General features: G+C 68.8%; 20 protein-coding genes. 7 read left to right on the top strand and 13 right to left on the bottom strand.

Annotation, left to right across the window (positions count from 1 at the left end):
* Positions 1 to 32: 32 nt before the first annotated feature.
* The 6 genes from IAI53_RS08690 to IAI53_RS08665 all read right to left on the bottom strand — a co-directional run bounded on the left by IAI53_RS08690 (position 33) and on the right by IAI53_RS08665 (position 5,620).
* Positions 33 to 512, bottom strand: coding sequence for a C40 family peptidase (locus tag IAI53_RS08690; RefSeq protein WP_225433193.1), 480 nt, complete (start codon positions 510 to 512; stop codon positions 33 to 35).
* 127 nt (positions 513 to 639) lie between these two features.
* Positions 640 to 1,284 (bottom strand): 3'-5' exonuclease, encoded by a 645-nt coding sequence (locus IAI53_RS08685; RefSeq protein ID WP_187717698.1) that lies wholly within the window; start codon positions 1,282 to 1,284, stop codon positions 640 to 642.
* Positions 1,281 to 3,170: a DUF294 nucleotidyltransferase-like domain-containing protein gene (locus tag IAI53_RS08680; protein WP_187717697.1), complete on the bottom strand. Its 1,890-nt coding sequence runs from the start codon at positions 3,168 to 3,170 to the stop codon at positions 1,281 to 1,283. Before IAI53_RS08680 ends, IAI53_RS08685 begins: the two co-directional genes overlap by 4 nt.
* 83 nt (positions 3,171 to 3,253) lie before the next feature.
* A complete protein-coding gene (locus tag IAI53_RS08675; protein WP_187717696.1) occupies positions 3,254 to 4,672 on the bottom strand; it encodes a PhoH family protein in 1,419 nt (472 codons plus the stop codon).
* 40 nt (positions 4,673 to 4,712) lie between these two features.
* Positions 4,713 to 5,159 (bottom strand): peroxiredoxin, encoded by a 447-nt coding sequence (locus IAI53_RS08670; RefSeq protein ID WP_187717695.1) that lies wholly within the window; start codon positions 5,157 to 5,159, stop codon positions 4,713 to 4,715.
* A gap of 80 nt (positions 5,160 to 5,239) precedes the next feature.
* Positions 5,240 to 5,620, bottom strand: coding sequence for an Mth938-like domain-containing protein (locus tag IAI53_RS08665; RefSeq protein ID WP_187717694.1), 381 nt, complete (start codon positions 5,618 to 5,620; stop codon positions 5,240 to 5,242).
* 182 nt (positions 5,621 to 5,802) lie between these two features.
* On the opposite strand from IAI53_RS08665, the gene IAI53_RS08660 reads away from it, so the two are divergent.
* From IAI53_RS08660 to IAI53_RS08640, 5 genes are all read left to right on the top strand, one after another.
* A complete protein-coding gene (locus tag IAI53_RS08660; protein ID WP_225433190.1) occupies positions 5,803 to 7,101 on the top strand; it encodes a pyridoxal phosphate-dependent aminotransferase in 1,299 nt (432 codons plus the stop codon).
* A gap of 57 nt (positions 7,102 to 7,158) precedes the next feature.
* On the top strand, positions 7,159 to 8,469 hold the full coding sequence (locus tag IAI53_RS08655; RefSeq protein WP_187717693.1) for a homoserine dehydrogenase: 1,311 nt from the start codon (positions 7,159 to 7,161) through the stop codon (positions 8,467 to 8,469).
* Positions 8,470 to 8,481: 12 nt separating this feature from the next.
* On the top strand, positions 8,482 to 8,943 hold the full coding sequence (gene dtd / locus IAI53_RS08650) for a D-aminoacyl-tRNA deacylase (RefSeq protein WP_187717692.1): 462 nt from the start codon (positions 8,482 to 8,484) through the stop codon (positions 8,941 to 8,943).
* Positions 8,944 to 8,980: 37 nt separating this feature from the next.
* Entirely contained in the window at positions 8,981 to 10,423 is a 1,443-nt protein-coding gene (gene thrC / locus IAI53_RS08645; RefSeq protein WP_187717691.1) for a threonine synthase, read from the top strand.
* 401 nt (positions 10,424 to 10,824) lie between these two features.
* Entirely contained in the window at positions 10,825 to 10,965 is a 141-nt protein-coding gene (locus tag IAI53_RS08640) for a hypothetical protein (protein WP_187717690.1), read from the top strand.
* On the opposite strand, the gene IAI53_RS08635 is transcribed toward IAI53_RS08640, so the two are convergent.
* Positions 10,944 to 11,495: a DUF2946 family protein gene (locus tag IAI53_RS08635; RefSeq protein ID WP_187717689.1), complete on the bottom strand. Its 552-nt coding sequence runs from the start codon at positions 11,493 to 11,495 to the stop codon at positions 10,944 to 10,946. The genes IAI53_RS08640 and IAI53_RS08635 overlap by 22 nt on opposite strands.
* Before the next feature lie 25 nt (positions 11,496 to 11,520).
* Positions 11,521 to 12,369, bottom strand: a complete 849-nt coding sequence (nadC, locus tag IAI53_RS08630; protein ID WP_187717688.1) for a carboxylating nicotinate-nucleotide diphosphorylase — start codon at positions 12,367 to 12,369, stop codon at positions 11,521 to 11,523.
* A 230-nt stretch (positions 12,370 to 12,599) separates the two neighbouring features.
* On the opposite strand from nadC, the gene IAI53_RS08625 reads away from it, so the two are divergent.
* Positions 12,600 to 13,469, top strand: a complete 870-nt coding sequence (locus tag IAI53_RS08625; RefSeq protein ID WP_187717687.1) for a DMT family transporter — start codon at positions 12,600 to 12,602, stop codon at positions 13,467 to 13,469.
* A gap of 79 nt (positions 13,470 to 13,548) precedes the next feature.
* On the opposite strand, the gene IAI53_RS08620 is transcribed toward IAI53_RS08625, so the two are convergent.
* From IAI53_RS08620 to IAI53_RS08610, 3 genes are all read right to left on the bottom strand, one after another.
* Entirely contained in the window at positions 13,549 to 14,433 is an 885-nt protein-coding gene (locus IAI53_RS08620) for a DMT family transporter (protein WP_187717686.1), read from the bottom strand.
* Positions 14,434 to 14,464: 31 nt separating this feature from the next.
* Positions 14,465 to 15,712 carry an HD-GYP domain-containing protein gene (locus tag IAI53_RS08615; RefSeq protein ID WP_187717685.1) on the bottom strand — a complete coding sequence of 416 codons (1,248 nt, stop codon included), beginning with the start codon at positions 15,710 to 15,712 and terminating at the stop codon, positions 14,465 to 14,467.
* 82 nt (positions 15,713 to 15,794) lie between these two features.
* Positions 15,795 to 17,303, bottom strand: coding sequence for an NAD(P)H-hydrate dehydratase (locus IAI53_RS08610; protein ID WP_187717684.1), 1,509 nt, complete (start codon positions 17,301 to 17,303; stop codon positions 15,795 to 15,797).
* A gap of 116 nt (positions 17,304 to 17,419) precedes the next feature.
* Here IAI53_RS08610 and IAI53_RS08605 point away from each other — a divergent pair, with 116 nt between their 5' ends.
* On the top strand, positions 17,420 to 19,216 hold the full coding sequence (locus IAI53_RS08605; protein ID WP_187717683.1) for an EAL domain-containing protein: 1,797 nt from the start codon (positions 17,420 to 17,422) through the stop codon (positions 19,214 to 19,216).
* Between the two features lie 120 nt (positions 19,217 to 19,336).
* Here IAI53_RS08605 and IAI53_RS08600 read toward each other — a convergent pair whose 3' ends face one another.
* Both IAI53_RS08600 and IAI53_RS08595 read right to left on the bottom strand, forming a co-directional pair.
* Positions 19,337 to 20,875, bottom strand: coding sequence for a SpoVR family protein (locus IAI53_RS08600; RefSeq protein ID WP_187717682.1), 1,539 nt, complete (start codon positions 20,873 to 20,875; stop codon positions 19,337 to 19,339).
* Entirely contained in the window at positions 20,872 to 22,137 is a 1,266-nt protein-coding gene (locus IAI53_RS08595) for a YeaH/YhbH family protein (protein WP_187717681.1), read from the bottom strand. Before IAI53_RS08595 ends, IAI53_RS08600 begins: the two co-directional genes overlap by 4 nt.
* Between the last annotated feature and the right edge of the window lie 22 nt (positions 22,138 to 22,159).

Genomic DNA, 22,159 nt, shown 5'->3' with positions numbered 1-22,159 from the left:
CTGCGGAAACGGCCCGGCTTGTGGTGGGCCGTTCAGCGCGTGTCCGGCAGCGAGGAAGGCAGGCTGTCTTCGTGCACCAGGCGGCGCGCGCCGTTGAAGCGCTGCGACCAGTAGGCGGTGCCCATGCTCTCCACCCGCACCGATCCACCCTTGGCCGGGGCATGCACGAAGCGGCCGTCGCCCAGGTAGATGCCCACGTGCGAGAAGGTGCGGCGCATGGTGTTGAAGAACACCAGGTCGCCCGGCTGCAGCTCGTTGCGCGTCACCCGGCTGCCGAGGCCGGCCATCTCGCGCGCGGTGCGCGGCAGGTCCAGGCCCAGCGCATTGCGGAACACGGTCTGCACCAGGCCGCTGCAGTCCAGGCCGGTTTCCGGCGAGTTGCCGCCGAAGCGGTAACGGATGCCCAGGTAGTTCATCGCCTGGTTGGCAAGCTCCTGCGCCGCGCCGGCATAGTCCGCCGCCGGCTCCGCGGCGGCAGGCAGGGGCGTCGCATCGTCCGCGCGTGCGTGCATCGCGGTGAGGCTTACCGCGATGGAAACGAGGGCTATAAGGACGGGGCGTGAACGCATCGCGCGGAATATACGCATCGGCACCGCGGCTGTAAATCGCCGGCGTCGCCGACGCGTGTCTACCGGTGACCTAAACCGGCGTGGTGAACTGCCGGCGCGTGCGTTCCAGTTCGGCCAGCGCCCGCGGGGTGGTGGCGCCCTGGCGGGTGGCGCGTCCCTGCAAGGCGATGAACAGCTGGGCGATCGCCCAGGCATCGCCCAGCGCGTGATGGCGCTGGAAAGTCTCGATGCCGAAGATCTTCATCCACTGCGCCAGCCGGGTGGGACCGTCGAGTGCCGGGCGGAACACCGCCGGCAGCAGCCAGAACAGGTCCAGCCACAAGGGTTCGGGTTCGATCTCCAGCCACTGCGTCCAGGCGCGCTCCAGCGCCACGCGATTGAAGCCGGCGTTGAACACCACCAGCGGCGCCTTGCCGCAGAAGCTCAGCAGGCCGGCGAGGGCGCCGGCCGGGTCTTCGTCCAGGCGCGCGTAGTAGCACTGGCGCGGATCGATCAGCCCGCCGTCGATGGCGATGGCGCCGACCGCGAGCACGCGGTCGCGCTCCAGGTCCAGGCCGGTGGCCTCGGTGTTGACCACCACGTAGCGGGTGTCGAAGTGCGGCCGGCCGAGCTCGGGCTGCGGCAGGGCCTGCCAGCGCGCCACGGCCTCGCGGGCGGCGGGCGATGTCTGCGAAGCGTCGCCGCGGGCGGGGCGCAGGCGGTTCAGCCAGTTCATATCTGGTAGTCCAGGCGCAGGCGCGACTGCAGCTTGCGGGCCTGGCGGAAGGCTTCCTTGAGGATGCGGCGGTCGAGCTCGTTGAGCGCGTCCGGATGCACCTTGTTGTCGCCCGGCTCGTCGTGCTCGGTCTCCAGGTGCTGCGAGCGCAGGCGCAGCAGCTGGATGAAGTGGAAGCCGTCCACGATGGCGGCCACCTCGTCCTGCGGGAATCCCATCTTCACCGCCGACTGGCGCAGGCGCTGCACCGTGCCGCTGGCACCCACCCCGGTGTGCAGCGCGAAGATGCGGGCGGCGTCGACGAAGAGGCGCGCGCCGGATTTCTTCAGGTCTATGGTGCCGTCGTCCTCGACCACGAAGTCGCGCAGGCGGCCGAGCGGCGGGGCGACCTGCAGGGCGTTCACCGCCATCATGCGGCGGAAGGCGGAGTTGGCCTTGGCGGTCTTGTTGAGCCAGGCGCGCAGCTGGTCGCCGAGGCGCTGGTTGCCGTAGAGCACGCGGAAGTCGAAGAAGATCGAGGCGTTGAGCAGGGCCTGCGGGTCGGGTTCGCTGATCCACTTGCCGAAGCGGTGGCGCCACTCCTCGGGGGTGAGGCAGAGCTCCGGGTTGCTGGCCATGATGTTGCCCTTGCACAGCGGGAAGCCGCAGGCGGCGAGGTCGTCGTTCACGTCGCGGGCGAACTCCAGCAGGCGCAGCTTGAGCTGCTCCTTGTCGACCAGTTCGGGGCAGACGAAGACCAGGCCGTTGTCCTGGTCCGTGGACAGGGTCTGCTCGTGACGGCCCTCCGAGCCGAAGGCCAGCCAGGCGTAGTCGATGCCGTAGAGGTCGTGGCGCTCCAGCGCGAGCGCGATGATGCGGTGGGTGAGGGCGTCGTTGAGCGCGGAGATGAAGCGGGTGAGCTGCTCTGCACCGATGCCCTGGGCGATCAGGTTGAGGGCGAGCTGGCGGATGTCGGTAGCGGCGCGCTGCAGGGCCTCGATGTCGGCCGCGGTCTCGATGCTGGCGCGGATCTGACGCAGGCTGATGCGCTGCAGGCTGAAGAGATCGCGCTCGGACACCACGCCGGCGAGCCTGCCTTCGCCGTCGATCACCAGCAGGTGGCGCACGCCGTGGGTGGCCATGTCGAGCGCCGCGTCGTAGGCCGAGGCGCTGGCCGGCAGCGTGCGCGGCGCGGGCGTCATGATCTCCGCGATCGGCCGGGCGAGGTTGAAGGCGGGCAGCACCACGCGCGGCAGCAGGTCGCTCTGGGTGAGGATGCCCACCGGCTGCTGGGCGTCGTCGCACACCACCATGCAGCCGATGCGCAGTTCGGCCATCTTCTCCAGCGCCGCGCGCGTGCTGGTCTCAGGGGCCACCCACACCGGCGCCTGCTTGACCAGGTCGCCCAGCGGCGTGGTCATGGTCTGCTGCTCGGCGGCGCGCTGCGCGAAGGTGCTCTGCAGCTGCTGGCGCGACTGGCTGAGCAGGCTGGCGATGTACTGGGTACAGAACAGGTGGAAGACCGGGCTGATGCGCATCAGCTCGATGAAGTCGTCCGCGGCGAGCTGATATACGAAGCTGTCTTCCAGCGCGACGTAGGCGTTGGTGGACGGCCGCTGGGCCGACAGGGCGCCGATCGGGAAGCACTCCCCCGGCCCCAGGGTGAGGCTGGAGGTCTCGCCGGCGGCGGTCTGGCGGGCCTGCACCTTGCCGCGCTGGACGATGTAGAAGTGGCGCGGCAGGCCCATCTCGGGCGTGAGCACTTCGCTGCCGCGGGCGTGGAAGCCGAGTACCGCCCGCTGCGCGACGAAGGCCAGCGCGTCGGCCTCCATGCGATCGAAGGGCGAGAAGCGCTTGAGGAAGTCCGAACTGGCTCCGACGAGCAGTTCGGGGGCGGTGTTGGTCATGGCGCGTGGATTCGCGTTGGAATGACGCGATTATCCCGCATCTGCCGCACCGGCGGGTGAGTCGCCGGCACGGCAGGGAGGTTCTACAACACCTCGGCCGCGTAGTCCGCCAGCCGCGAGCGCTCGCCGCGCTGCAGGGTGATGTGCCCCGAGTGCGTCCAGCCCTTGAAGCGGTCCACCGCGAAGGTCAGGCCGGAACTGCCCTCGGTGAGGTAGGGCGTGTCGATCTGCGCGATGTTGCCCAGGCAGACCACCTTGGTGCCGGGGCCGGCGCGGGTGATCAGGGTCTTCATCTGCTTCGGGGTGAGGTTCTGCGCTTCGTCGATGATCAGGAACTTGTTGATGAAGGTGCGCCCGCGCATGAAGTTGAGGCTCTTGATCTTGATGCGGCTGCGGATCAGGTCGCGGGTGGCCGCGCGCCCCCATTCGCCGCCCTCGCCGGTGGTGCCGTTGAGCACGTCGAGGTTGTCCTCCAGCGCGCCCATCCACGGGGCCATCTTCTCTTCCTCGGTGCCGGGCAGGAAGCCGATGTCCTCGCCCACCGGCACGGTCACCCGGGTCATGATGATCTCGGAGTAGCGCTTGGTCTCCAGCACCTGGGTGAGGCTGGCCGCCAGGGTCAGCAGGGTCTTGCCGGTGCCGGCCTGGCCGAGCAGGGAGACGAAGTCGATCTCCGGGTTCATCAGCAGGTTCAGCGCGAAGTTTTGCTCGCGGTTGCGCGCGGTGATGCCCCACACGTTGTTCTTCTGGTGGGTATAGTCGGTGAGCGTCTGCAGCACCGCGGTACGCCCGGCCTTCTCGGTGACCCAGGCTTCCAGAGGCTGCTCGCCGTCCTGGTAGACGAACTCGTTGGTCAGCAACTCGGCGGCCAGCGGGCCGGTCACGCGGTACAAGGTGTGGCTTTCCTCCTTCCAGGATTCCATGCCCTTGGCGTGGGTGTCCCAGAAGTCGGCGGGCAGCTCGCGGGTGCCGGTGTACAGGAGGTCGGTATCCTCCAGCACCTTGTCGTTGAAGTAGTCCTGCGCCGCCAGGCCCAGCGCGCGGGCCTTGATGCGCATGTTGATGTCCTTGGACACCAGGATCACCGGGCGCTTGGGGAAGCGCTCGGCCAGGTGCATCACCACCGCGAGGATCTGGTTGTCGCCCTTGGCGGTGGGCAGCGCCTCGGGCAGCTCCATGCGGATCGCCTCGGTCTGCAGGAAGAGCTTGCCGGTGGCCAGCCCGTGCGAGGGCTCGTCCAGCGGGATGCCCTGGTGCATGTCGTCCAGCGAGGAGGTGACGATGTCGTCCATCGTGCGGCTGGCCTGGCGGGCGTTGCGGGCGACTTCGCTCATGCCCTTCTTGTTCGCGTCCAACTCTTCCAGCGTCATGATCGGCACGTAGATGTCGTGCTCTTCGAAGCGGAACAGGCTGGTGGGGTCGTGCATCAGCACGTTGGTGTCGAGGACGAACAGCTTGGTGGCGGGCTGGCTCTTGGTGCTGCGGGTGACGCGTTTGGTCATCGGGCGGCTCGCTGGACAGGTTGGACGGCGGTAGGCGTTGTTACAGGCTGCGGACGAATTCGAGCACTTCGGCGGCGTGGCCGGGCACCTTCACGCCGCGCCACTCGCGCGCGAGGCTGCCGTCGGCGGCGAACACGAAGGTTGAGCGCTCGATGCCGCGCACCTGCTTGCCGTACATGTTCTTCATCTTGATCACGCCGAGGGCGTTGCACAGCGCCTCGTCGGCATCCGAGAGCAGCTCGAAGGGCAGTTCCAGCTTGGCCTTGAAGTTCTCGTGCGATTTCAGGCTGTCGCGGCTGACGCCGAACACCTGGCAGCCGGCGGCGGCGAACTCGGCGTGCAGGGCGCCGAAGTCCTTGGTTTCGTTGGTGCAGCCGGGGGTGTTGTCCTTGGGGTAGAAGTAGATGACGGCCTTGCCGCCTTTCAAGGCGCCCAGCGCAACCGGATTGCCGCCGGTGGCCGGCAGGGTGAGCTCAGGTAGATTCATGAGGCCTCCGCGGGGGAACGAATGACCGCAGCGTAGCGGAGGAAGGCGGGCGCTGACAATCGCGGCGCCCGCCGCCTGCGTCAGCTTGCGGGGTCGAACAGCAGCGCGGCGACCACCTTGCGGCCTTCGCCGGCGAGGATGTTGTAGGTGCGGCAGGCGGCCGGCAGGTCCATGACCTCGAAACCGATGCCGGCCTCGATCAGCGGACGCAGCAGCGCCGGGGCGGGGAAGCGCTGGCGCGCGCCGGTGCCGATGATGACCACCTGCACCTGCAGCTCCCGCACTGCAGCAAAGTCGTCGGCGGTGAGGCCGGCGAAGCCGCCGGGCGCCCAGCCGGGGCGGATCTCGTCCGGGGTGACCAGCAGGTTGCCGTCGTGGCGCTGCTTGTTGATCAGGACGTGATCGTCGCCGTAGCCGGTGACGATGTTGAGGTTGGCGGGCTGGTCGGTGTAGAGCTTCATGGCGGGGTTCTGCTGTGGAAAAAACAAACCGGCCGGGCCGGGCAGGGCGGATGTGCCGGCATGCCGCGCCGGGCAAATTGCCGCGCTGCGGCAGGGGGGCTAATATTGCACTCTTTGCGCCCGGGCCGGGCGCAGACGCATGTCCGCAGCGACCTGCGGACGATACGACGAGGACGACGGAAATGAAAGCGGCGAAACCCCTGAACCTGGCTGTGGCACCCACCGAGGCGGTCAAGGCCGAGGCCGCCGCCGCCCGTCCGGTCCGCAAGTCGTCCAAGCTCAACGACGTGTGCTACGACATCCGCGGCCCGGTGCTCACCCGCGCCAAGCAGATGGAAGACGAAGGCCACAAGATCATCAAGCTGAACATCGGCAACCTGGCCGCCTTCGGCTTCGACGCGCCCGAAGAGATCCAGATGGACATGATCCGCAACCTGCCCAACTCGGCAGGCTATTCGGACTCCAAGGGCATTTTCTCCGCGCGCAAGGCGGTGATGCACTACACCCAGCAGAAGCACATCAAGGGTGTGGACATCGAGGACATCTACATCGGCAACGGGGTGTCCGAGCTGATCGTGATGGCGATGAACGCACTGCTCAACGCCGGCGACGAGGTGCTGGTGCCGGCGCCCGACTACCCGCTGTGGACCGCCGCGGTGAGCCTGTCCGGCGGGCGCCCGGTGCACTACCTGTGCGACGAAGGCGCCGGCTGGTTGCCGGACATCGCCGACATGCGCGCCAAGATCACGCCGAACACCCGCGCCATCGTGGTGATCAACCCCAACAACCCGACCGGGGCGGTGTACCCGGACGAGGTGCTGAGGGAGATCATCCAGCTCGCCCGCGAGCACGACCTGATTCTCTACGCCGACGAGGTGTACGACAAGGTGCTGTACGAGGGCGTCACCCACACCTCGCTGGCCGCGCTGTCCGAGGACGTGCTCACCATCGTCTTCAACGGCCTGTCCAAGAACTACCGCTCCTGCGGCTACCGTGCCGGCTGGATGGTGGTGTGCGGCGACAAGCGCCGCGCCACCGACTACATCGAAGGCCTCAACATGCTGGCCTCGATGCGCCTGTGCGCCAACGTGCCCGGCCAGTACGCCATCCAGACCGCGCTGGGCGGCTACCAGAGCATCGACGACCTGGTGGCCGAAGGCGGGCGCATGCGCCGCCAGCGCGACCTGGCCTACGAGCTGATCAACGCCATCCCCGGGGTGAGCTGCGTCAAGCCCAAGGCCACGCTGTACATGTTCCCGCGCCTGGACCCCAAGGTGTATCCGATCGAGGACGACCAGGCCTTCATCGCCGAACTGCTGGAAGAAGAGCGCGTGCTGCTGGTGCAGGGCTCCGGCTTCAACTGGCCGCATCCCGATCACTTCCGCCTGGTCTTCCTGCCGCACGAGGACGACCTGCGCGACGCCATCGGCCGCATCGCCCGCTTCCTGGAGCACTACCGCAAGCGCCACGGCACCGACTGAGCCCTTGGGCTGCGCACAACACACCAACCATTCAACGACGACACGGAAACACACTGCATGAAACCGATCAACGTAGGCCTGCTGGGCATCGGTACCGTCGGCGGCGGCACCTTCAACGTTCTGAAACGTAACGAAGAGGAAATCACCCGGCGCGCCGGGCGGCCGATCCGCATTACCGCGGTGGCCGACAAGAACCTCGAGCATGCCCGCGGTGTGACCGGTGGCGGCGTCAAGCTGACCGACGACGCCTTTGCGGTGGTGAGTGACCCCGAGATCGACATCGTCGTCGAACTCATCGGCGGCTACGGCGTGGCCAAGGAACTGGTGCTGAAGGCCATCGAGAACGGCAAGCACGTGGTCACCGCCAACAAGGCACTGCTCGCGGTGCATGGCAACGAGATCTTCGCCGCGGCGCAGAAGAAGGGCGTCATGGTGGCCTTCGAGGCCGCAGTGGCCGGCGGTATCCCCATCATCAAGGCGCTGCGCGAAGGCCTCACCGCCAACCGCATCCAGTGGCTGGCCGGCATCATCAACGGCACCACCAACTTCATCCTGTCCGAGATGCGCGACAAGGGCCTGCCCTTCGCCGAGGTGCTCAAGGAAGCGCAGGCGCTGGGCTACGCCGAGGCCGACCCGACCTTCGACATCGAGGGCGTGGACGCCGCGCACAAGGCCACCATCATGAGCGCGATCGCCTTCGGCATCCCGATGCAGTTCGACAAGGCCTACGTCGAGGGCATTACCAAGCTGGAGTCGGCCGACATCAACTACGCCGAACAGCTGGGCTACCGCATCAAGCTGCTGGGCATCGCCAGGAAGCGCGACAACGGCGTGGAACTGCGCGTGCATCCCACGCTGATCCCGGAAAAGCGCCTCATCGCCAACGTCGAAGGCGCGATGAACGCGGTGCTGGTGCAGGCCGACGCGGTCGGCGCCACGCTGTACTACGGCAAGGGCGCGGGTGCCGAACCCACCGCTTCCGCGGTGATCGCCGACCTGGTGGATATCACCCGCCTGCACACTGCCGACCCCGAGCACCGCGTGCCGCATCTGGCCTTCCAGCCGGATCAGGTGCAGGACATCGCCGTGCTGCCGATCGAGGAAGTGCTCACCTCCTACTACCTGCGCATGCGCGTCGAGGACAAGCCGGGCGTGCTGGCCGACATCACCCGCATCCTGGCCGACAGCGACATCTCCATCGACGCCATGATCCAGAAGGAGCCGGCCGAGGGCGAGTCGCAGACCGACATCATCATGCTGACCCACCAGACGGTGGAGAAGAACGCCAACGCCGCGATCGCCAAGATCGAGGCGCTGCCGGTGGTGTGCGGCAAGGTCACCCGCCTGCGCCTGGAAAACCTGCAGTAAGCGGGGCAGGGCGTGCGGGTGCTGGTGCAGCGCGTGCGCGCCGCGCGGGTCGAGGTCGATGGGCGCGTCACCGGCGCCATCGGCCCCGGCCTGCTGTTGCTGACCGGCTTCGAAGGCGCGGATGCGCCCGAGGATGCCGCGGACCAGGACTGGATGGTGGGCAAGCTGCTGCGCCTGCGCCTGTTCGACGATGAGGCCGGGGTGATGAACCGCTGCGTGCAGGAGGTCGGTGGCGAGCTGCTGGCAGTCAGCCAGTTCACCCTGTTCGCCTCCACCCGCAAGGGCAACCGCCCGTCGTGGAGCCGCGCCGCGCCACCCGAGCTGGCCGGGCCGCTGTTCGACGGTTTCGTCGCCCGCCTGTCGCAGGCCTTTGGCCGCGCGGTGCCGACCGGGGTGTTCGGCGCCCACATGCGGGTCCATCTGGAAAACGATGGCCCGGTAACCCTGATGATCGACTCACGGGCGCGCGAGTAAGCGCGCCGCCCGCCTCACGAAGACCAAGGACTCCGTCGTGAAATATCTCTCCACCCGCGGCCACGCCGGCCGGCCCGAATTCTGCGACATCCTGCTCGGCGGCCTCGCGCCGGACGGCGGCCTCTACCTGCCGGAAACCTACCCGCAGGTCAGCCGCGCCGAGCTGGACGCCTGGCGCCAGCTCTCCTACGCCGAGCTGGCCTTCGAGATCCTATCGAAGTTCATCACCGACATCCCGCCGGCGGATCTCAAAGCCATCTGCGACAAGACCTACACCGCCGCGGTGTACTGCCACGCACGCCCCGGCGACGACACCGCCGAGATCACCCCGGTGCATTGGCTGGAAGACCGCAAGCTGGGTCTGCTGGAACTGTCCAACGGTCCCACGCTGGCCTTCAAGGACATGGCCATGCAGCTGCTCGGCAACCTGTTCGAGTACGTGCTGGACAAGCGCGGGCAGAGCATCAACATCCTCGGCGCGACCTCGGGCGACACCGGCTCGGCAGCCGAATACGCGATGCGCGGCAAGCACGGCGTGCGCGTCTTCATGCTCTCGCCGCACGGCAAGATGAGCGCCTTCCAGCGCGCGCAGATGTATTCCCTGCAGGACGACAACATCTACAACATCGCCGTCACCGGCATGTTCGACGACGCCCAGGACATCGTGAAGGCAGTGTCCAACGACGCCGCCTTCAAGGCGCAGCACAAGATCGGCGCGGTCAATTCGATCAACTGGGCGCGGGTCGCGGCGCAGATCGTGTATTACTTCAAGGGCTACTTCGGCGCCACCGAATCCAACGACCAGCAGGTGGCCTTCTGCGTGCCCTCGGGCAACTTCGGCAACATCTGCGCCGGCCACATCGCGCGCATGATGGGCCTGCCGGTGGCCAAGCTGATCCTCGCCACCAACGAGAACGACGTGCTCGACGAGTTCTTCCGCAGCGGCGTGTACCGCCCGCGCAAGACCGCTGAGACGCATGTCACCTCCAGCCCGTCGATGGACATCTCCAAGGCGTCGAACTTCGAGCGCTTCGTCTTCGACTTGGTCGGCCGCGACCCGCAGAAGGTTGCCGCGCTGTGGGCCGAGGTGGATGCCGGGCGCGCCTTCGACCTGTCCGCATCCGCCGACTTCGCCCGTATCGGCGACTTCGGCTTCGTCTCCGGGGCGAGCAGCCATGCCGACCGCCTGGCCACCATCCGCAAGGTGTTCGAGCAGTACGGCGTGATGATCGACACCCACACCGCCGACGGTGTGAAGGTGGCCTGGGAGCGCGCCGCCGAGCTGCCGGCCGGCGTGCCGCTGCTGGTGCTGGAAACCGCGCTGCCGGTGAAGTTCGCCGAGACCATCCGCGAGGCCCTGGGCCGCGAGCCCGAGCGCCCCGCGGATCTCGAAGGCATCGAGCGCCTGCCGCAGCGCGTCGAGGTAATGGCGCCGGACGTCGAGGCGGTCAAACGCTTCATCGTCGAACGGGTAGGCTAGGCTTGCCACCGGTAGGAGCGGGCTTGCCCGCGATTGCGGCGCCGGTTCTCCGGCGTGCGGCATCGCGGCCAAGGCCGCTCCTACAGCAGGTAACAGGCAGTCGGCAATAGCGGCGGCGCTGGAGGCCGAGCGGGTGGGGCAGGCATGCCTTTGGTAGGAGCGGGCTTGCCCGCGATTGCGGCGTCCGTTCTCCGGCGCGTGGCATCGCGGCCAAGGCCGCTCCTACAGCAGGTAACAGGCTGTCGGCAATAGCGGCGGCGCCGGAGGCCGAGCGGGCGGGGCAGGCATGCCTTGGGTAGGAGCGGGCTTGCCCGCGATTGCGGCGTCGGTTCTTCGGCGCGCGGCATCGCGGCCAAGGCCGCTTCTGCACGCAACAGCGAAGGGCACGGGGGAGTGAAGGGGTGGCGTTCAAACTGACGGTGTTCGTGCTGATCCTGCTCGCGGTGGCGGTGTTCGCCACGCGCGGCTACCGCAACGCGCTGCGGCGCTTCGAGGCCGGCCGGACGACGGCCGGGCCGGATCAGGGCGACGGGTCGGGCTGAAAGCCGAAGCGTGCCGGCAGTTCGGCGCTGCGCACCGGCTGCAGTGCCTGGCCGTGCCACAGGATAGTGCGGCTGCCGTCTCCCTTGATCAGTGCCAGCAGCTCGTCTTCCGCAACCGGCTGATCGCTGCCGTCCCGTAGCGCGGCGAGAAAATCCGGCAAATCCAGGTCGTGCAGCAACGCAGGGCCGGCCGCGGTATCGAGCACGATGCAGCCGTCCTCGTCGACCAGCACCGCGCCTCGCGCGGCGGTAGTCTGGCCGGTGTGGGTGGCGAGGCTGCCGTCCGGCTGCAGGCGGACCACCCAGGGCAGGTAGTCCAGCCGTACAAAGACCCGTTGTGGGCCGTTATCCACCAGCCAGTTGCCGGCCTCGTCCGCGTGGTAGTGGGCGTTGAGGAAAGCGATCAGCCCGGCGTGCTCGATGCGCTTGCCCTGCAGCCGCCAGTGGCCGCGCCGGTCGAGAGACAGCCAGCCGTAGCAGGCCGGCACGTTCGGCCAGCGCTTGAGGGCGGCGGCGAGCTCCTCGTTCATCGTGGCCGACCGCCGCCCCGGCGGATCATTCCTCGATGTGGCGCAGGGAGAGATCCAGCGCGCGCACGTCCTTGGTCAGGCTGCCGATGGAGATACGGTCCACGCCGGTCTCGGCGATCGCCCGCACGCGCTCCAGGTTGACCCCGCCGGACGCTTCCAGCTCGGCCCGTCCGGCGGTGATGCCCACCGCCTCGCGCATCTCCTCCAGGCCCATGTTGTCGAGCAGGATCATGGTCACGCCGGCGTCCAGCGCCTCGCGCAGCTGGTCGAGGTTCTCGACCTCGACCTCGATGAACACGTTGGACGGCGCGATCGCGCGCGCCTGCTCGACTACCTGGCGGATGCCGCCGGCGGCGATGATGTGGTTCTCCTTGACCAGGATGCCGTCGTACAGGCCGATGCGGTGGTTGGTGCCGCCGCCCACCGCGACCGCGTACTTCTGCGCCAGGCGCAGGCCCGGGAGGGTCTTGCGGGTGTCGACGATCTTCGCCTGGGTGCCGGCCACGGCGTCGACGAAGCGGCGGGTCACGGTGGCGGTGCCGGAGAGCAGTTGCAGGAAGTTCAGCGCGGTGCGCTCGGCGGTGAGCAGGGTGCGGGCGTCGGCATCGACGTCGCACAGCGGCTGACCGGCTTCCACCGGCTCGCCGTCGCGCACATGCCACAGCACGTTGGCGGTCGGGCTGAGCGCGGCGAAGGTGGCATCGAACCAGGCGGTGCCGCAGATCACCGCGTCCTCGCGCGAGATCACCCGCCCGTGGGCCAGGGTGCCGGCGGGGATCAGCCGGGCGGTGAGGTCGCCGGTGCCGACGTCCTCGGCGAGCGAGGCGGCGACGGTGCGCTGGATTTCGATGCGGAGCTGTTCGGTGAGGATCATGTCTTTGTCTGCCTGCGCTGTGGTCGCCCGATTCTAACGCGGTTGCCGCACGGCAGGCGTGCGCTGGCTTGCCCGCCGTGGGCGGACGGGCCATTGTCATGGCGGAGCGACCGGGCCAGTGTTCGCGCACGTTCTGCTATTGTGCCGTGCCGTGTGCGCTGCGCCCGATTACCATCGGTCGTGCAGTGCCGGCGGCGTCCTTACCGCCGCACCTCATCGGACTGCGAATCTTGAAACCGCGCGATCTCTTCGAGCTGTTCCTTCTGGCCGCCCTGTGGGGCGGCTCCTTTCTGTTCACCCGCATCGCGGTGCCCGAGTTCGGCCCCTTCGCGCTGATCGAGCTGCGCGTGGGGCTGGCCGCCCTGGTGCTGCTGCCGGTGCTGGCGGTGTCCGGCGGGCTCGCGCAGCTGTGGCGGCGCGGGCCGGTGCTGCTGGTGCTGGGGCTGACCAGTTCCGCGCTGCCCTTCGTGCTCTATGCCTACGCCACCCTGACGGTGACCGCCGGCTTCGCCGCGGTGGTCAATGCCACCACGCCGCTGTTTACCGCGCTGGTCGCCTGGCTGTGGCTGCGCGACCGCTTGAGCGCAGGGGCGACGCTGGGCCTGTGCGCCGGGGTGGCGGGGGTGGTGATCCTGGTGTGGGACAAGCTCGCCTTCGGCGGCGAGGGCGCCGGACTGGCGGTTGCGGCCTGCCTGGGGGCGACCCTGAGCTACGGCATCTCCGCGTCGATCACCAAGCGCTACCTCACCGGCGCGGCGCCTATGGTGACCGCCACCGGCAGCCAGTTCTATGCCGCGCTGCTGCTCGCCCCGCTGGCCCTGGCCTACTGGCCCGAGCAGCCGCCTTCGTCCGGTTCGTGGATGGCCGGCATCCTGCTGGCGGTGCTGTGCACCGGGCTCGCCTTCGTACTGTTCTTCCGCCTCATGGCCCGCGTCGGCCCGCAGCGTGCGGTGACCGTGACCCTGCTGATCCCGGTGTTCGGCATGTTGTGGGGCGCCCTGTTCATCGACGAGCAGGTCACCCTGCTGATGCTCGTCGGCAGCGGCATCATCCTGCTCGGTACCGGCCTGGCGACCGGGGTGGTGAGGCTGCCGCGCTAGCCTTCCCGCACAGGGTGAGCCCCGTGTAGGAGCGGCCTTGGCCGCGATACGGCTTTGGATGGATGAAGGCCGCTCCGACCTAGACTTTCTTGCGTGCGCCGCTGCGGCTGTGCAGCGCGATCATCGCGCCGGCGGCGCCGATGGTGAGGATGCCGGCGAGTGCGAGGCCATCCGGGAAATGGCCGAAGATCACCCAGCCCAGCAAGGTGGCCCACACCAGCTGCACATAGAGGATGGGCGACAGGGTCGAGGCCGGCGCGTCGCGGAAGGCGCGGATCAGCAGGAAGTGTCCGGTGCCGCCATACACCCCCAGTGAGGCGATCAGCAGCGCATCCTTCAGGTCCGGCAGCGGGCCTTCCCAGACCCACGGCAGCATCAGCGTCATCGCTCCGGTGCCGACCAGGGCGGTGTAGAACAGCATGGTCACCGGATTCTCGGTGGCGGTGAGCTGGCGGGTGAGGATCTGGTAGATGGCGTAGCTCACCGCGCCCGCGAGCGCGAGCAGCACTCCCTCGACCACCAGCCCGCTGCCCGGGCGGGCGATCAGCAGCACGCCGGCAAAGCCGGTGAGCACCGCCGCCCAGCGCACCGCGCCGATCTGCTCGCCCAGCACCGGGCGGGCGAGCAGGGTGACGATCAGCGGCGCGGCGAACAGGATGGCGGTGGTCTCGGCAAGCGGCATGCGCGACAGCGCGGCCATGCTGAAGAAGGTGACCGCCAGCAGGCACAGCGCGCGCACCACCTGGCGGCCAGGCCGGCCGGTGGAGACCAGGCGGCCGCGCATGGACGGGCCGAGCAGGACCACCATCAGCGCGAAATGGACCGCGTAGCGGGCCCACACCAGCATGGGCACCGGATAGGTCCGGCCCAGGTGCTTGGCGGTGGCGTCGAGCAGCACGAACAGCACCAGCGCGCCCATCAGCAGGAGGATGGCGCGCAGCACGGCCGGAGAGGGGGCGGACATCGGCGGCGGGGATACGGAGGGGGCGTCCGGCTCAGCCGGCCGCGCCCTCGACGTAGTAGTCCAGGCGGCCGCGCGGGGCGAGGTACTCCACCACTTCCACCGGCAGCTTGGCCGGATTGGCCACCGACTCGACCTTCAGGTCCACATCGCGCAGGTCCAGCAGCATGGCCTCGTTGCGCGGAATGTCGCGGTCGTAGAGCATGACCAGCGGGTTGAGCAGGGCGGCCGGATTGGTCTCCACCACCAGGCCGAACGCGCCGTTGGACAGGTGCACGAAGGAGCCCGGCGGATACACTCCCAGCGTCTTGACGAAGGCCTGCAGCATCGTGGGGTCGAAGTGGGCGCCTTCGACCTTGAACAGCTGGCGCAGCGCTTCGGCCGGGGTCTTGGCGTGCTGCAGCTCGAAGGGATTGCACAGGTTGTCGTAGCGGTTGGCGATTGCCGTGATGCGCGCCAGGCGCGGGATCTTCTCACCGACAAGTTTGTTGGGAAAGCCGCTGCCGTCCCAGCGTTCGTGATGGCAGGCGATGATGTTGCGCTCGGCCACCTGCATGCCGCGTGCGCCGGCCACCGCCTTGATGCCGTAGCCGATGTGGGCGCGGTAGAACTCCTCTTCCGGTGGGGTGCGGGTGGTGGCGCGCAGGATGCGCGGCGGGATCTCCGCCTTGCCCACGTCGTGCAGCAGGGCGCCCACGCCGAGCTGGCGCATCTCTTCCTCCGGCAGTTTCAGGGCGCGGCCGAGCAGCAGCGACAGCACCATGACGTTGAGGGCGTGGAAGGCCGTGCCGCCTTCCTTGCTCTTCTGGTTCACCAGGTGGATCACCATGCTCTCGGCGCCGATCAGGCTGTCGACCACCTGGCCGGCCAGCTGCTTGCCGCGGGCATGGGCCTCCGGGGCGCGGGCCGGGAAACCCTTGAGGATGTCGCCGGCCGCGGCGGCGTCCTGCTCGTACTGGCGCTCGCGGCGCGCCAGGCCCTCGCGCTGGCGGCGCAGGCCGTCCAGGCGCAGGCGCTTTTCGTCCAGCATGCCGGCCAGCGCAGCGCTGCCGAAGTCCTCCTCGCCCGCGTTCCCGGCGACGGCGCTCTCCGGCAAGGGCTGGGCCGCGCTGCGCGCCGGGTCCCAGACCACTTCCGCCAGGCCCATCTCGCGCAGTGCGTGGATCTGCTTCTCGCTGGAGATGCGGAATTCGTTCAGCATGAACGGATGGCGCATCCAGCCGATGGACGACAGCGAGATGAAGACGCCGGGCTGGAGGCGGTCGATGGGGACTTTTTGCATGGCGGTGTGAAGTGGGGCGGTGGCGCGATTGTAATCCGGCCGGTGCACGGTGCGCCGGAAGGATTTCCGCTGCAGCGGCGGGTCAGCCGCCGTCGCGGTTGGCTTCTATCATCCAGCCGTTGTAGACGCCGCGCGCCGCATCGATGACTTCGCTGGCGCTCAGGCCGATCGGGCCGATGCCTTCGCGCGCCAGGCGGTCGCCCGCGGCGCCGTGCAGGTGTACCGCGGCGACCAGCGCCTGTTCGGCCGTCCAGCCCTGGGCGAGCAGGGCGACGATCAGGCCGGTGAGCACGTCGCCCATGCCGGCGCTGGCCATGCCCGCGTGGCCGGTGCCGTTGATGTACCAGCTGCCGTCGGTGCACGCGACCACGCTGCCGCAGCCCTTGAGTACGGTGTGGGCGCGGTAGCGCGCCGACAGCTCCAGCGCGGCGGTCACGCGGTCGGCCTGCACCGCGGCGGTGTCGCGCCCGAGCAGGCGGCCGGCCTCTGCCGGGTGCGGCGTGAGGATGGTGGGCGCGCTGCGGGCGGCCAGAACCTGCTGCAGGGCGGGGTCGGCGGCCAGCAGGTTGAGGGCGTCGGCATCGAGCACCAGCGGAAGTTCGCGGGCGATGGCCTGGGCGAGGGCGGCCGCGGCCTGCCCGGACTGGCCCAGGCCGGGGCCGACCGCCAGCGCGGTGAGGTGCGCGGGCAGTTCGTCGGCCGGGCGCAGCATCAACTCGGGACGGGTCGGGTCCACCGTCGGCGCCTGCGGGTCGATCAGGCCGGCATAGACCCGGCCGGTACCCAGCCACAGCGCGGCGCGGGCCGCCAGCAGGGCGGCGCCGCCCATGCCGGGCGCGCCGCCCAGGATGCCGGCGTCGCCGTAGCAGCCCTTGTGCGAGTTGCGCGGGCGGGGAAGCAACTGGCTGGTGAACAGGCTGGGACGCACCGCGTGGCCGAGCGGCTTGAGCCAGGCTGCGGCATCCACGTCCAGGCGCTGCACCGAGACGTCGCCCGCATGGTCCGGGCCGTCCAGGGTCAGCAGGCCGGGCTTGAGAGCGATGAAGGTGGTGGTGTGGGTGGCGCGGAAGCACGCGCCGAGCACGCGGCCGGTGTCGGTGTCCAGGCCGCTGGGCATGTCCAGCGCGAAGCGCGGCGCCCGCAGGCTGTTGAGCGTGGCGATCCACTCGGCGTGGCGCCCGTCGACCGGGCGCTTGAGACCGATGCCGAACAGCGCGTCGACGACCAGCGCCCAGCCGTCGGCCGGAGCGGGCGGCAGCTCTGCGACCGGTTCGCCGCCGCCGGCGCGGAAGTCCGCCAGCGCCTTGGCCGCGTCGGCCGGCAGGCGTGCGGCGTCGTCGGCGAAGGCGGCGACCACCTCGCGGCCGGCCTGGCGGAAGTGGCGCGCCAGCACGAAGCCGTCGCCGCCGTTGTTGCCGGGGCCGCAGGCCACCAGGATGGGGCCGGGGCGGTCCATGATGAGGCGCACCGCATCCTCGGCCGCGGCGCGGCCGGCGCGCTCCATCAGAGAAGGTTTGGCACCGGGCATGACCCGCGCTTCGATCTCGCGGATGCCGGCTACCGGGTAGATGGGCTGGGCGGGCAGGAACATGACGGTGGGGCCTGGAAAGTGAATCCGGATTGTAAGGCCTGGCGCGCGGGCCGGCGGTCATCGAAGCTTAACCTTCGACGGGCACACTCGGCGCGCTCAATACGACCGGGGTGATCATGCTGTACAACGCGAGGCTGGCCGCAGAGTTGAGGCAGGTCCTCGAGGGGCAGGGCCTGCGCTTCGTGTTTCAGCCTATCGTCGATATCGGCCAGGCGACCATTCTGGGCTACGAGGCGCTGATGCGCGGGCCGGCCGGCACGGCACTGGAGTCGCCGGACGAGCTGCTGCGCGTGGCCAAGCACTGCGGCCTGGCCATGGAACTCGAAGTGGCCGCCTGCCTGGGCGCGATGCAGGCCTTTGCCGCCCTGCATCTGCCGGGCAAGCTGTTCCTCAATCTGAGTGCGCCGGCGATCAGCGCCTTCGGCCGCGAACGTGGCGGCGCGCTGCTGCGCTGCGCGGTGGACGCCGGCCTGTCGCCCGCGCGGCTGATGCTGGAGCTCACCGAACACGAGCGCGTGGAGGACGTCGACGCGCTGCAGGCCACCTTCGCCGCGCTCGCCAGCCAGGGCGTGGGGCTGGCGCTGGACGACTTCGGCGACGGGCGTTCCAGCCTGCGCCTGTGGGCGCAGCTGAAGCCGCAGATCGTCAAGGTGGACAAGTTCTTCGTGCGCGGCATCCACCGCGACAGCCGCAAGGTGGAAGTGCTGCGCGCCATGCTGGCGCTGGCCGCCGCCTTCGGCACCCCGCTGGTGGCCGAGGGCGTGGAGGAGGCCGAGGAGCTGGGGGTGTTGCGCGACCTCGGCTGCCACTACGGCCAGGGGTATCTCTTCGGCCGGCCGGTGTCGCGCCCCGAGTCGGTGGTGGCCGAGCCGGCGCGCGCGGTGCTGGCATCGTCCAAGATCGCGGTGCTGCCCAACTCCGCGCCGCGCCCCGACATGGCGGAAACCATCGGACGGCTCAAGCTGGCCGCGCCGACCATTGCCGCGGCGGACAGCAACAGCGCCCTGATGGAGTTGTTCACCCGCCATCCCGATCTGCACGCGGTGGCGGTGGTGGAGAACCACTACCCGATCGGCCTGGTGAACCGGCGCAATTTCGTGGACAAGTTCGCCCAGCGCTACTCGCGCGAACTTTACGGACGGCGGCCGTGCACGCTGTTCATGAACGCCACCCCGCTGCGGGTGGAGGCGAGCGCGCCGATCGATTCGCTGACCTCGGTGCTGACCGGCGACGACCAGCGCTACCTGCACGAAGGCTTCATCATCACCGAGGACGGGCGCTACGCCGGGCTGGCCACCGGCGAGAGCCTGGTGCGCGCGGTGACCGAGCGGCGCATCGAGGCGGCCCGCCACGCCAATCCGCTGACCTTCCTGCCGGGCAACATCCCGATCACCGAGCACATCCGCCGCCTGCTCGACGCCGGGGCGGAGTTCGCCGCCTGCTACTTCGACCTGAACAACTTCAAGCCCTACAACGATCTCTACGGCTACTGGCGCGGCGACGAGATGATCAAGCTGGCCGCCCAGGTGATCGGCACGCACGCCGATCCGGCGCAGGACTTCGTCGGCCACGTGGGCGGCGACGACTTCGTGGTGCTGTTCCAGAGCGAGGACTGGCGGCTGCGCTGTGAGCGCACGGTGCAAGCCTTCAACCGCCGGGCGCGCGACCTGTTCGATGCCGAGGAGCTGGCGCGCAACGGCTTCGAGAGCGAGGACAGGCGCGGCTTCAAGGTGCTCTTCCCGCTGACCACGGTGGCGGCGGGCGTGGTGCATGTGACCGGCGGGCAGTTCCAGACGCCCGAAGAGGTCGCTTCGGCTGCGGCAGCCGCGAAGAAGGTCGCCAAGCAGACCGGCAGCGGCATCCACGTGGCGCCGGGCCTGCGGGTGCGGGTGCTGCTGGAGGCGGCGGGCTAGGTCGGGGACGGGGCTGGTGTGTAGGAGCGGCCCTGGCCGCGATGCGGCGGTTCATTGGCCGCAAAACCGCCGCATCGCGGCCAAGGCCGCTCCTACGGCGATGCTTGCGCGCGGCGGGGGTCAGTCGTCGTGGTTGTTGCGGCGCTTTTCGTTGCGCACTTCGGCGATCTGCTCCACGTGGCCGTCGGCGTCCACGGTCTCCAGCCGCACGGTGAAGCCCCACAGGCGGGCCAGGTGCTTCATCACCTCGTCGGTGGACTCGCCCAGCGGGCGGCGCATGTGCTGCTGGTGGCGCAGGGTGAGCGAGCGGTCGCCGCGCAGGTCCACGTTCCACACCTGGATGTAGGGTTCGCGCGCCCCCAGGTTGTACTGCTCCGACAGCAGGGCGCGCACCTCGCGGTAGCCGCCCTGGTCGTGGATGGCGGAGATCTCCAGGGTGTCCTCGCGATCGTCGTCCAGCACCGCGAACAGGCGCATGTCGCGCATGATCTTGGGCGACAGGTATTGGGCGATGAAGCTCTCGTCCTTGAAGTTGCGCATGGCGAAGTCGAAGGTCTGCAGCCAGTCGCTGCCGGCGATGTCGGGGAACCACTCGCGGTCCTCTGCGGTGGGTTCCTCGCAGATGCGGCGGATGTCCTGCCACATGGCGAAGCCCAATGCGTAGGGGTTGATGCCGCTGTACCAGCGGCTGTTGTAGGGCGGCTGGTACACCACGTTGGTGTGCGACTGCAGGAACTCCAGCATGAAGCTGTCGGCCAGCAGGCCTTCGTCGTACAGCTTGTTGAGCAGGGTGTAGTGCCAGAAGGTGGCCCAGCCCTCGTTCATCACCTGGGTCTGGCGCTGCGGGAAGAAGTACTGCGCGATCTTGCGTACGATGCGCACCAGCTCGCGCTGCCAGGGTTCGAGCAGTGGCGCGTGCTTCTCGATGAAATAGAGCAGGTTCTCCTCGGGTTCCGCCGGAAAGCGCCGGCGGCCGCCGGTCTCGTGCTGCACCTCCTGGATCGGCAGGGTGCGCCACAACTCGTTGACCTGGCCCTGCAGGTATTCCTCGCGCTCGCGCTGGCGCAGCTTTTCCTTGGCCAGCGAGAGCTTGGGCGGGCGCTTGTAGCGGTCGACGCCGAGGTTCATCAGCGCGTGGCAGGAGTCGAGCAGCAGCTCCACCTCTTCCTCGCCGTAGCGCTCTTCGCATTCGGCGATGTAATTGCGGGCGAACACCAGGTAGTCGACGATGGCGTCCGCGTTGGTCCAGGTGCGGAACAGGTAGTTGCCCTTGAAGAAGCTGTTGTGCCCGTAGGCGGCGTGGGCGATCACCAGGCCCTGCATGGTCAGAGTGTTTTCCTCCATGAGGTAGGCGATGCAGGGGTTGGAGTTGATGACGATCTCGTAGGCCAGGCCCATCTGCCCGCGCCGGTAGCCTTTCTCGGTGGCGAGGAAGTGCTTGCCGAAGGACCAGTGGTGGTAGTTCACCGGCATGCCCACCGAGGCGTAGGCGTCCATCATCTGCTCGGCGGTGATGATCTCGATCTGCACCGGGTAGGTGTCCAGGCCGAACCCGGCGGCCACCCGGGCGATCTCCTCGTGGTAGCGGTCGATCGCCTCCATCGTCCATTCCGAGGATGCGGGCAGGGCTTCCTTTTTCCGGCTGGCGGCGCGCTTCATACGAGAGTCTTCTTGAACAGTTCGCGGAATACCGGGTAGATGTCGGCCGGCGTCTCGATGCGCTGCATGGCGAAGTTCTTGTGGGCGCCGAGCAGGCGTTCGTATTCGCGCCACAGGTTCTGCGGTTCGCCCGGGGTGATCTCGATGTAGGCGAAGTGCTGGCACCAGGGCAGGATGGCCTCGTCCAGCAGTTCGCGGCACACCGGCGAGTCGTTGTCCCAGTTGTCGCCGTCCGAGGCTTGTGCGCCGTAGATGTTCCACTGCCCGCCGGCGTAGCGCTCGACGATGATCTCGTGCATCAGGTTGAGCGCGCTGGACACCACCGTGCCGCCGGATTCGCGCGAGTGGAAGAACTCGTCCTCGTTCACTTCCTTGGCCACGGTGTGGTGGCGGATGAACACCACGTCGATGTGCTCGTAGCTGCGGGTGAGGAAGAGGTAGAGCAGCATGAAGAAGCGCTTGGCGATGGACTTCTTCTCCTCGTCCATCGAGCCCGAGACGTCCATCACGCAGAACATCACCGCGCTGGTGGTGGGCAGCGGCACCCTGACGCGATTGTTGTAGCGCAGGTCGAAGCTGTCGATGAAGGGGATGCCCTCGATGCGCGCGCGCAGGCGGGCGATCTCCTCGCGCAGCGTGCGCGCTTCCTCGCTGTCTCCGCCGCCGCCGGCCACCAGCTCGTCGAGTTCGCGCTGGGCCTCGCGCAGGCGGGCGTTCCACGGTGCGCCCAGCGCCAGCCGGCGGCCGAGCGCGCCGCGCATCGAGCGCACGATGTTGATGTTGGCCGGCGTGCCGTCGGCGGTGAAGCCGGCGCGGCGGGTCTTGTAGTCGGTGATGCGCGCCAACTGGGTGCGCACCAGATTGGGTAGCGCGAGGTCGTCGAAGAACAGATCGAGGAACTCCTCGCGCGAGAGCTGGAAGACGAAATCGTCCTCGTGCTCGCCTTCGTTGCTGGCCTTGCCCTGTCCGCTGCCGCCCCCGCCTTCGAGCGGGCGCTTGACGTGGTCGCCCGAGGTGAACTGGTCGTTGCCCGCGTACACCTGCTCGCGCACGCCGCCCTTGCCGTGCTGGAAGTGCGGTTCGGACAGGTCGCGGGCCGGGATCGATACCTGCTCGCCGTTGTCCAGGTCGCGGATCGAGCGCCCCTGGATGGCCTCCGACACCGCGCGGCGGATCTGCTGGCGGAAACGGCGCATGAAGCGCTGGCGGTTGACCGCGCTCTTGTTCTTGCTGTCGAACCGCCTGTCGATGATACGGACCATGTAGTCCCTCCGCGCTGCCGGC

Source organism: Thauera sedimentorum, assembly GCF_014489115.1.
Lineage (GTDB): Bacteria > Pseudomonadota > Gammaproteobacteria > Burkholderiales > Rhodocyclaceae > Pseudothauera > Pseudothauera sedimentorum.
This window is presented reverse-complemented; position numbering and strand designations above follow the sequence as displayed.

Bases quoted from the DNA above. Each gene is read 5' to 3' on its own strand.
- IAI53_RS08690 (WP_225433193.1), bottom strand. From the start codon at position 512: ATGCACGCACGCGCGGACGATGCGACGCCCCTGCCTGCCGCCGCGGAG.
- IAI53_RS08655 (WP_187717693.1), top strand. From the start codon at position 7,159: ATGAAACCGATCAACGTAGGCCTGCTGGGCATCGGTACCGTCGGCGGC.
- IAI53_RS08635 (WP_187717689.1), bottom strand. From the start codon at position 11,495: ATGAACGAGGAGCTCGCCGCCGCCCTCAAGCGCTGGCCGAACGTGCCG.
- nadC (WP_187717688.1), bottom strand. From the start codon at position 12,369: ATGATCCTCACCGAACAGCTCCGCATCGAAATCCAGCGCACCGTCGCC.
- IAI53_RS08615 (WP_187717685.1), bottom strand. From the start codon at position 15,712: ATGCAAAAAGTCCCCATCGACCGCCTCCAGCCCGGCGTCTTCATCTCG.
- IAI53_RS08605 (WP_187717683.1), top strand. From the start codon at position 17,420: ATGCTGTACAACGCGAGGCTGGCCGCAGAGTTGAGGCAGGTCCTCGAG.
- IAI53_RS08680 (WP_187717697.1), bottom strand. From the start codon at position 3,170: ATGACCAACACCGCCCCCGAACTGCTCGTCGGAGCCAGTTCGGACTTC.
- IAI53_RS08620 (WP_187717686.1), bottom strand. From the start codon at position 14,433: ATGTCCGCCCCCTCTCCGGCCGTGCTGCGCGCCATCCTCCTGCTGATG.
- IAI53_RS08595 (WP_187717681.1), bottom strand. From the start codon at position 22,137: ATGGTCCGTATCATCGACAGGCGGTTCGACAGCAAGAACAAGAGCGCG.
- IAI53_RS08660 (WP_225433190.1), top strand. From the start codon at position 5,803: ATGAAAGCGGCGAAACCCCTGAACCTGGCTGTGGCACCCACCGAGGCG.
- IAI53_RS08670 (WP_187717695.1), bottom strand. From the start codon at position 5,159: ATGAATCTACCTGAGCTCACCCTGCCGGCCACCGGCGGCAATCCGGTT.
- IAI53_RS08675 (WP_187717696.1), bottom strand. From the start codon at position 4,672: ATGACCAAACGCGTCACCCGCAGCACCAAGAGCCAGCCCGCCACCAAG.
- IAI53_RS08610 (WP_187717684.1), bottom strand. From the start codon at position 17,303: ATGTTCCTGCCCGCCCAGCCCATCTACCCGGTAGCCGGCATCCGCGAG.
- IAI53_RS08600 (WP_187717682.1), bottom strand. From the start codon at position 20,875: ATGAAGCGCGCCGCCAGCCGGAAAAAGGAAGCCCTGCCCGCATCCTCG.
- IAI53_RS08665 (WP_187717694.1), bottom strand. From the start codon at position 5,620: ATGAAGCTCTACACCGACCAGCCCGCCAACCTCAACATCGTCACCGGC.
- IAI53_RS08685 (WP_187717698.1), bottom strand. From the start codon at position 1,284: ATGAACTGGCTGAACCGCCTGCGCCCCGCCCGCGGCGACGCTTCGCAG.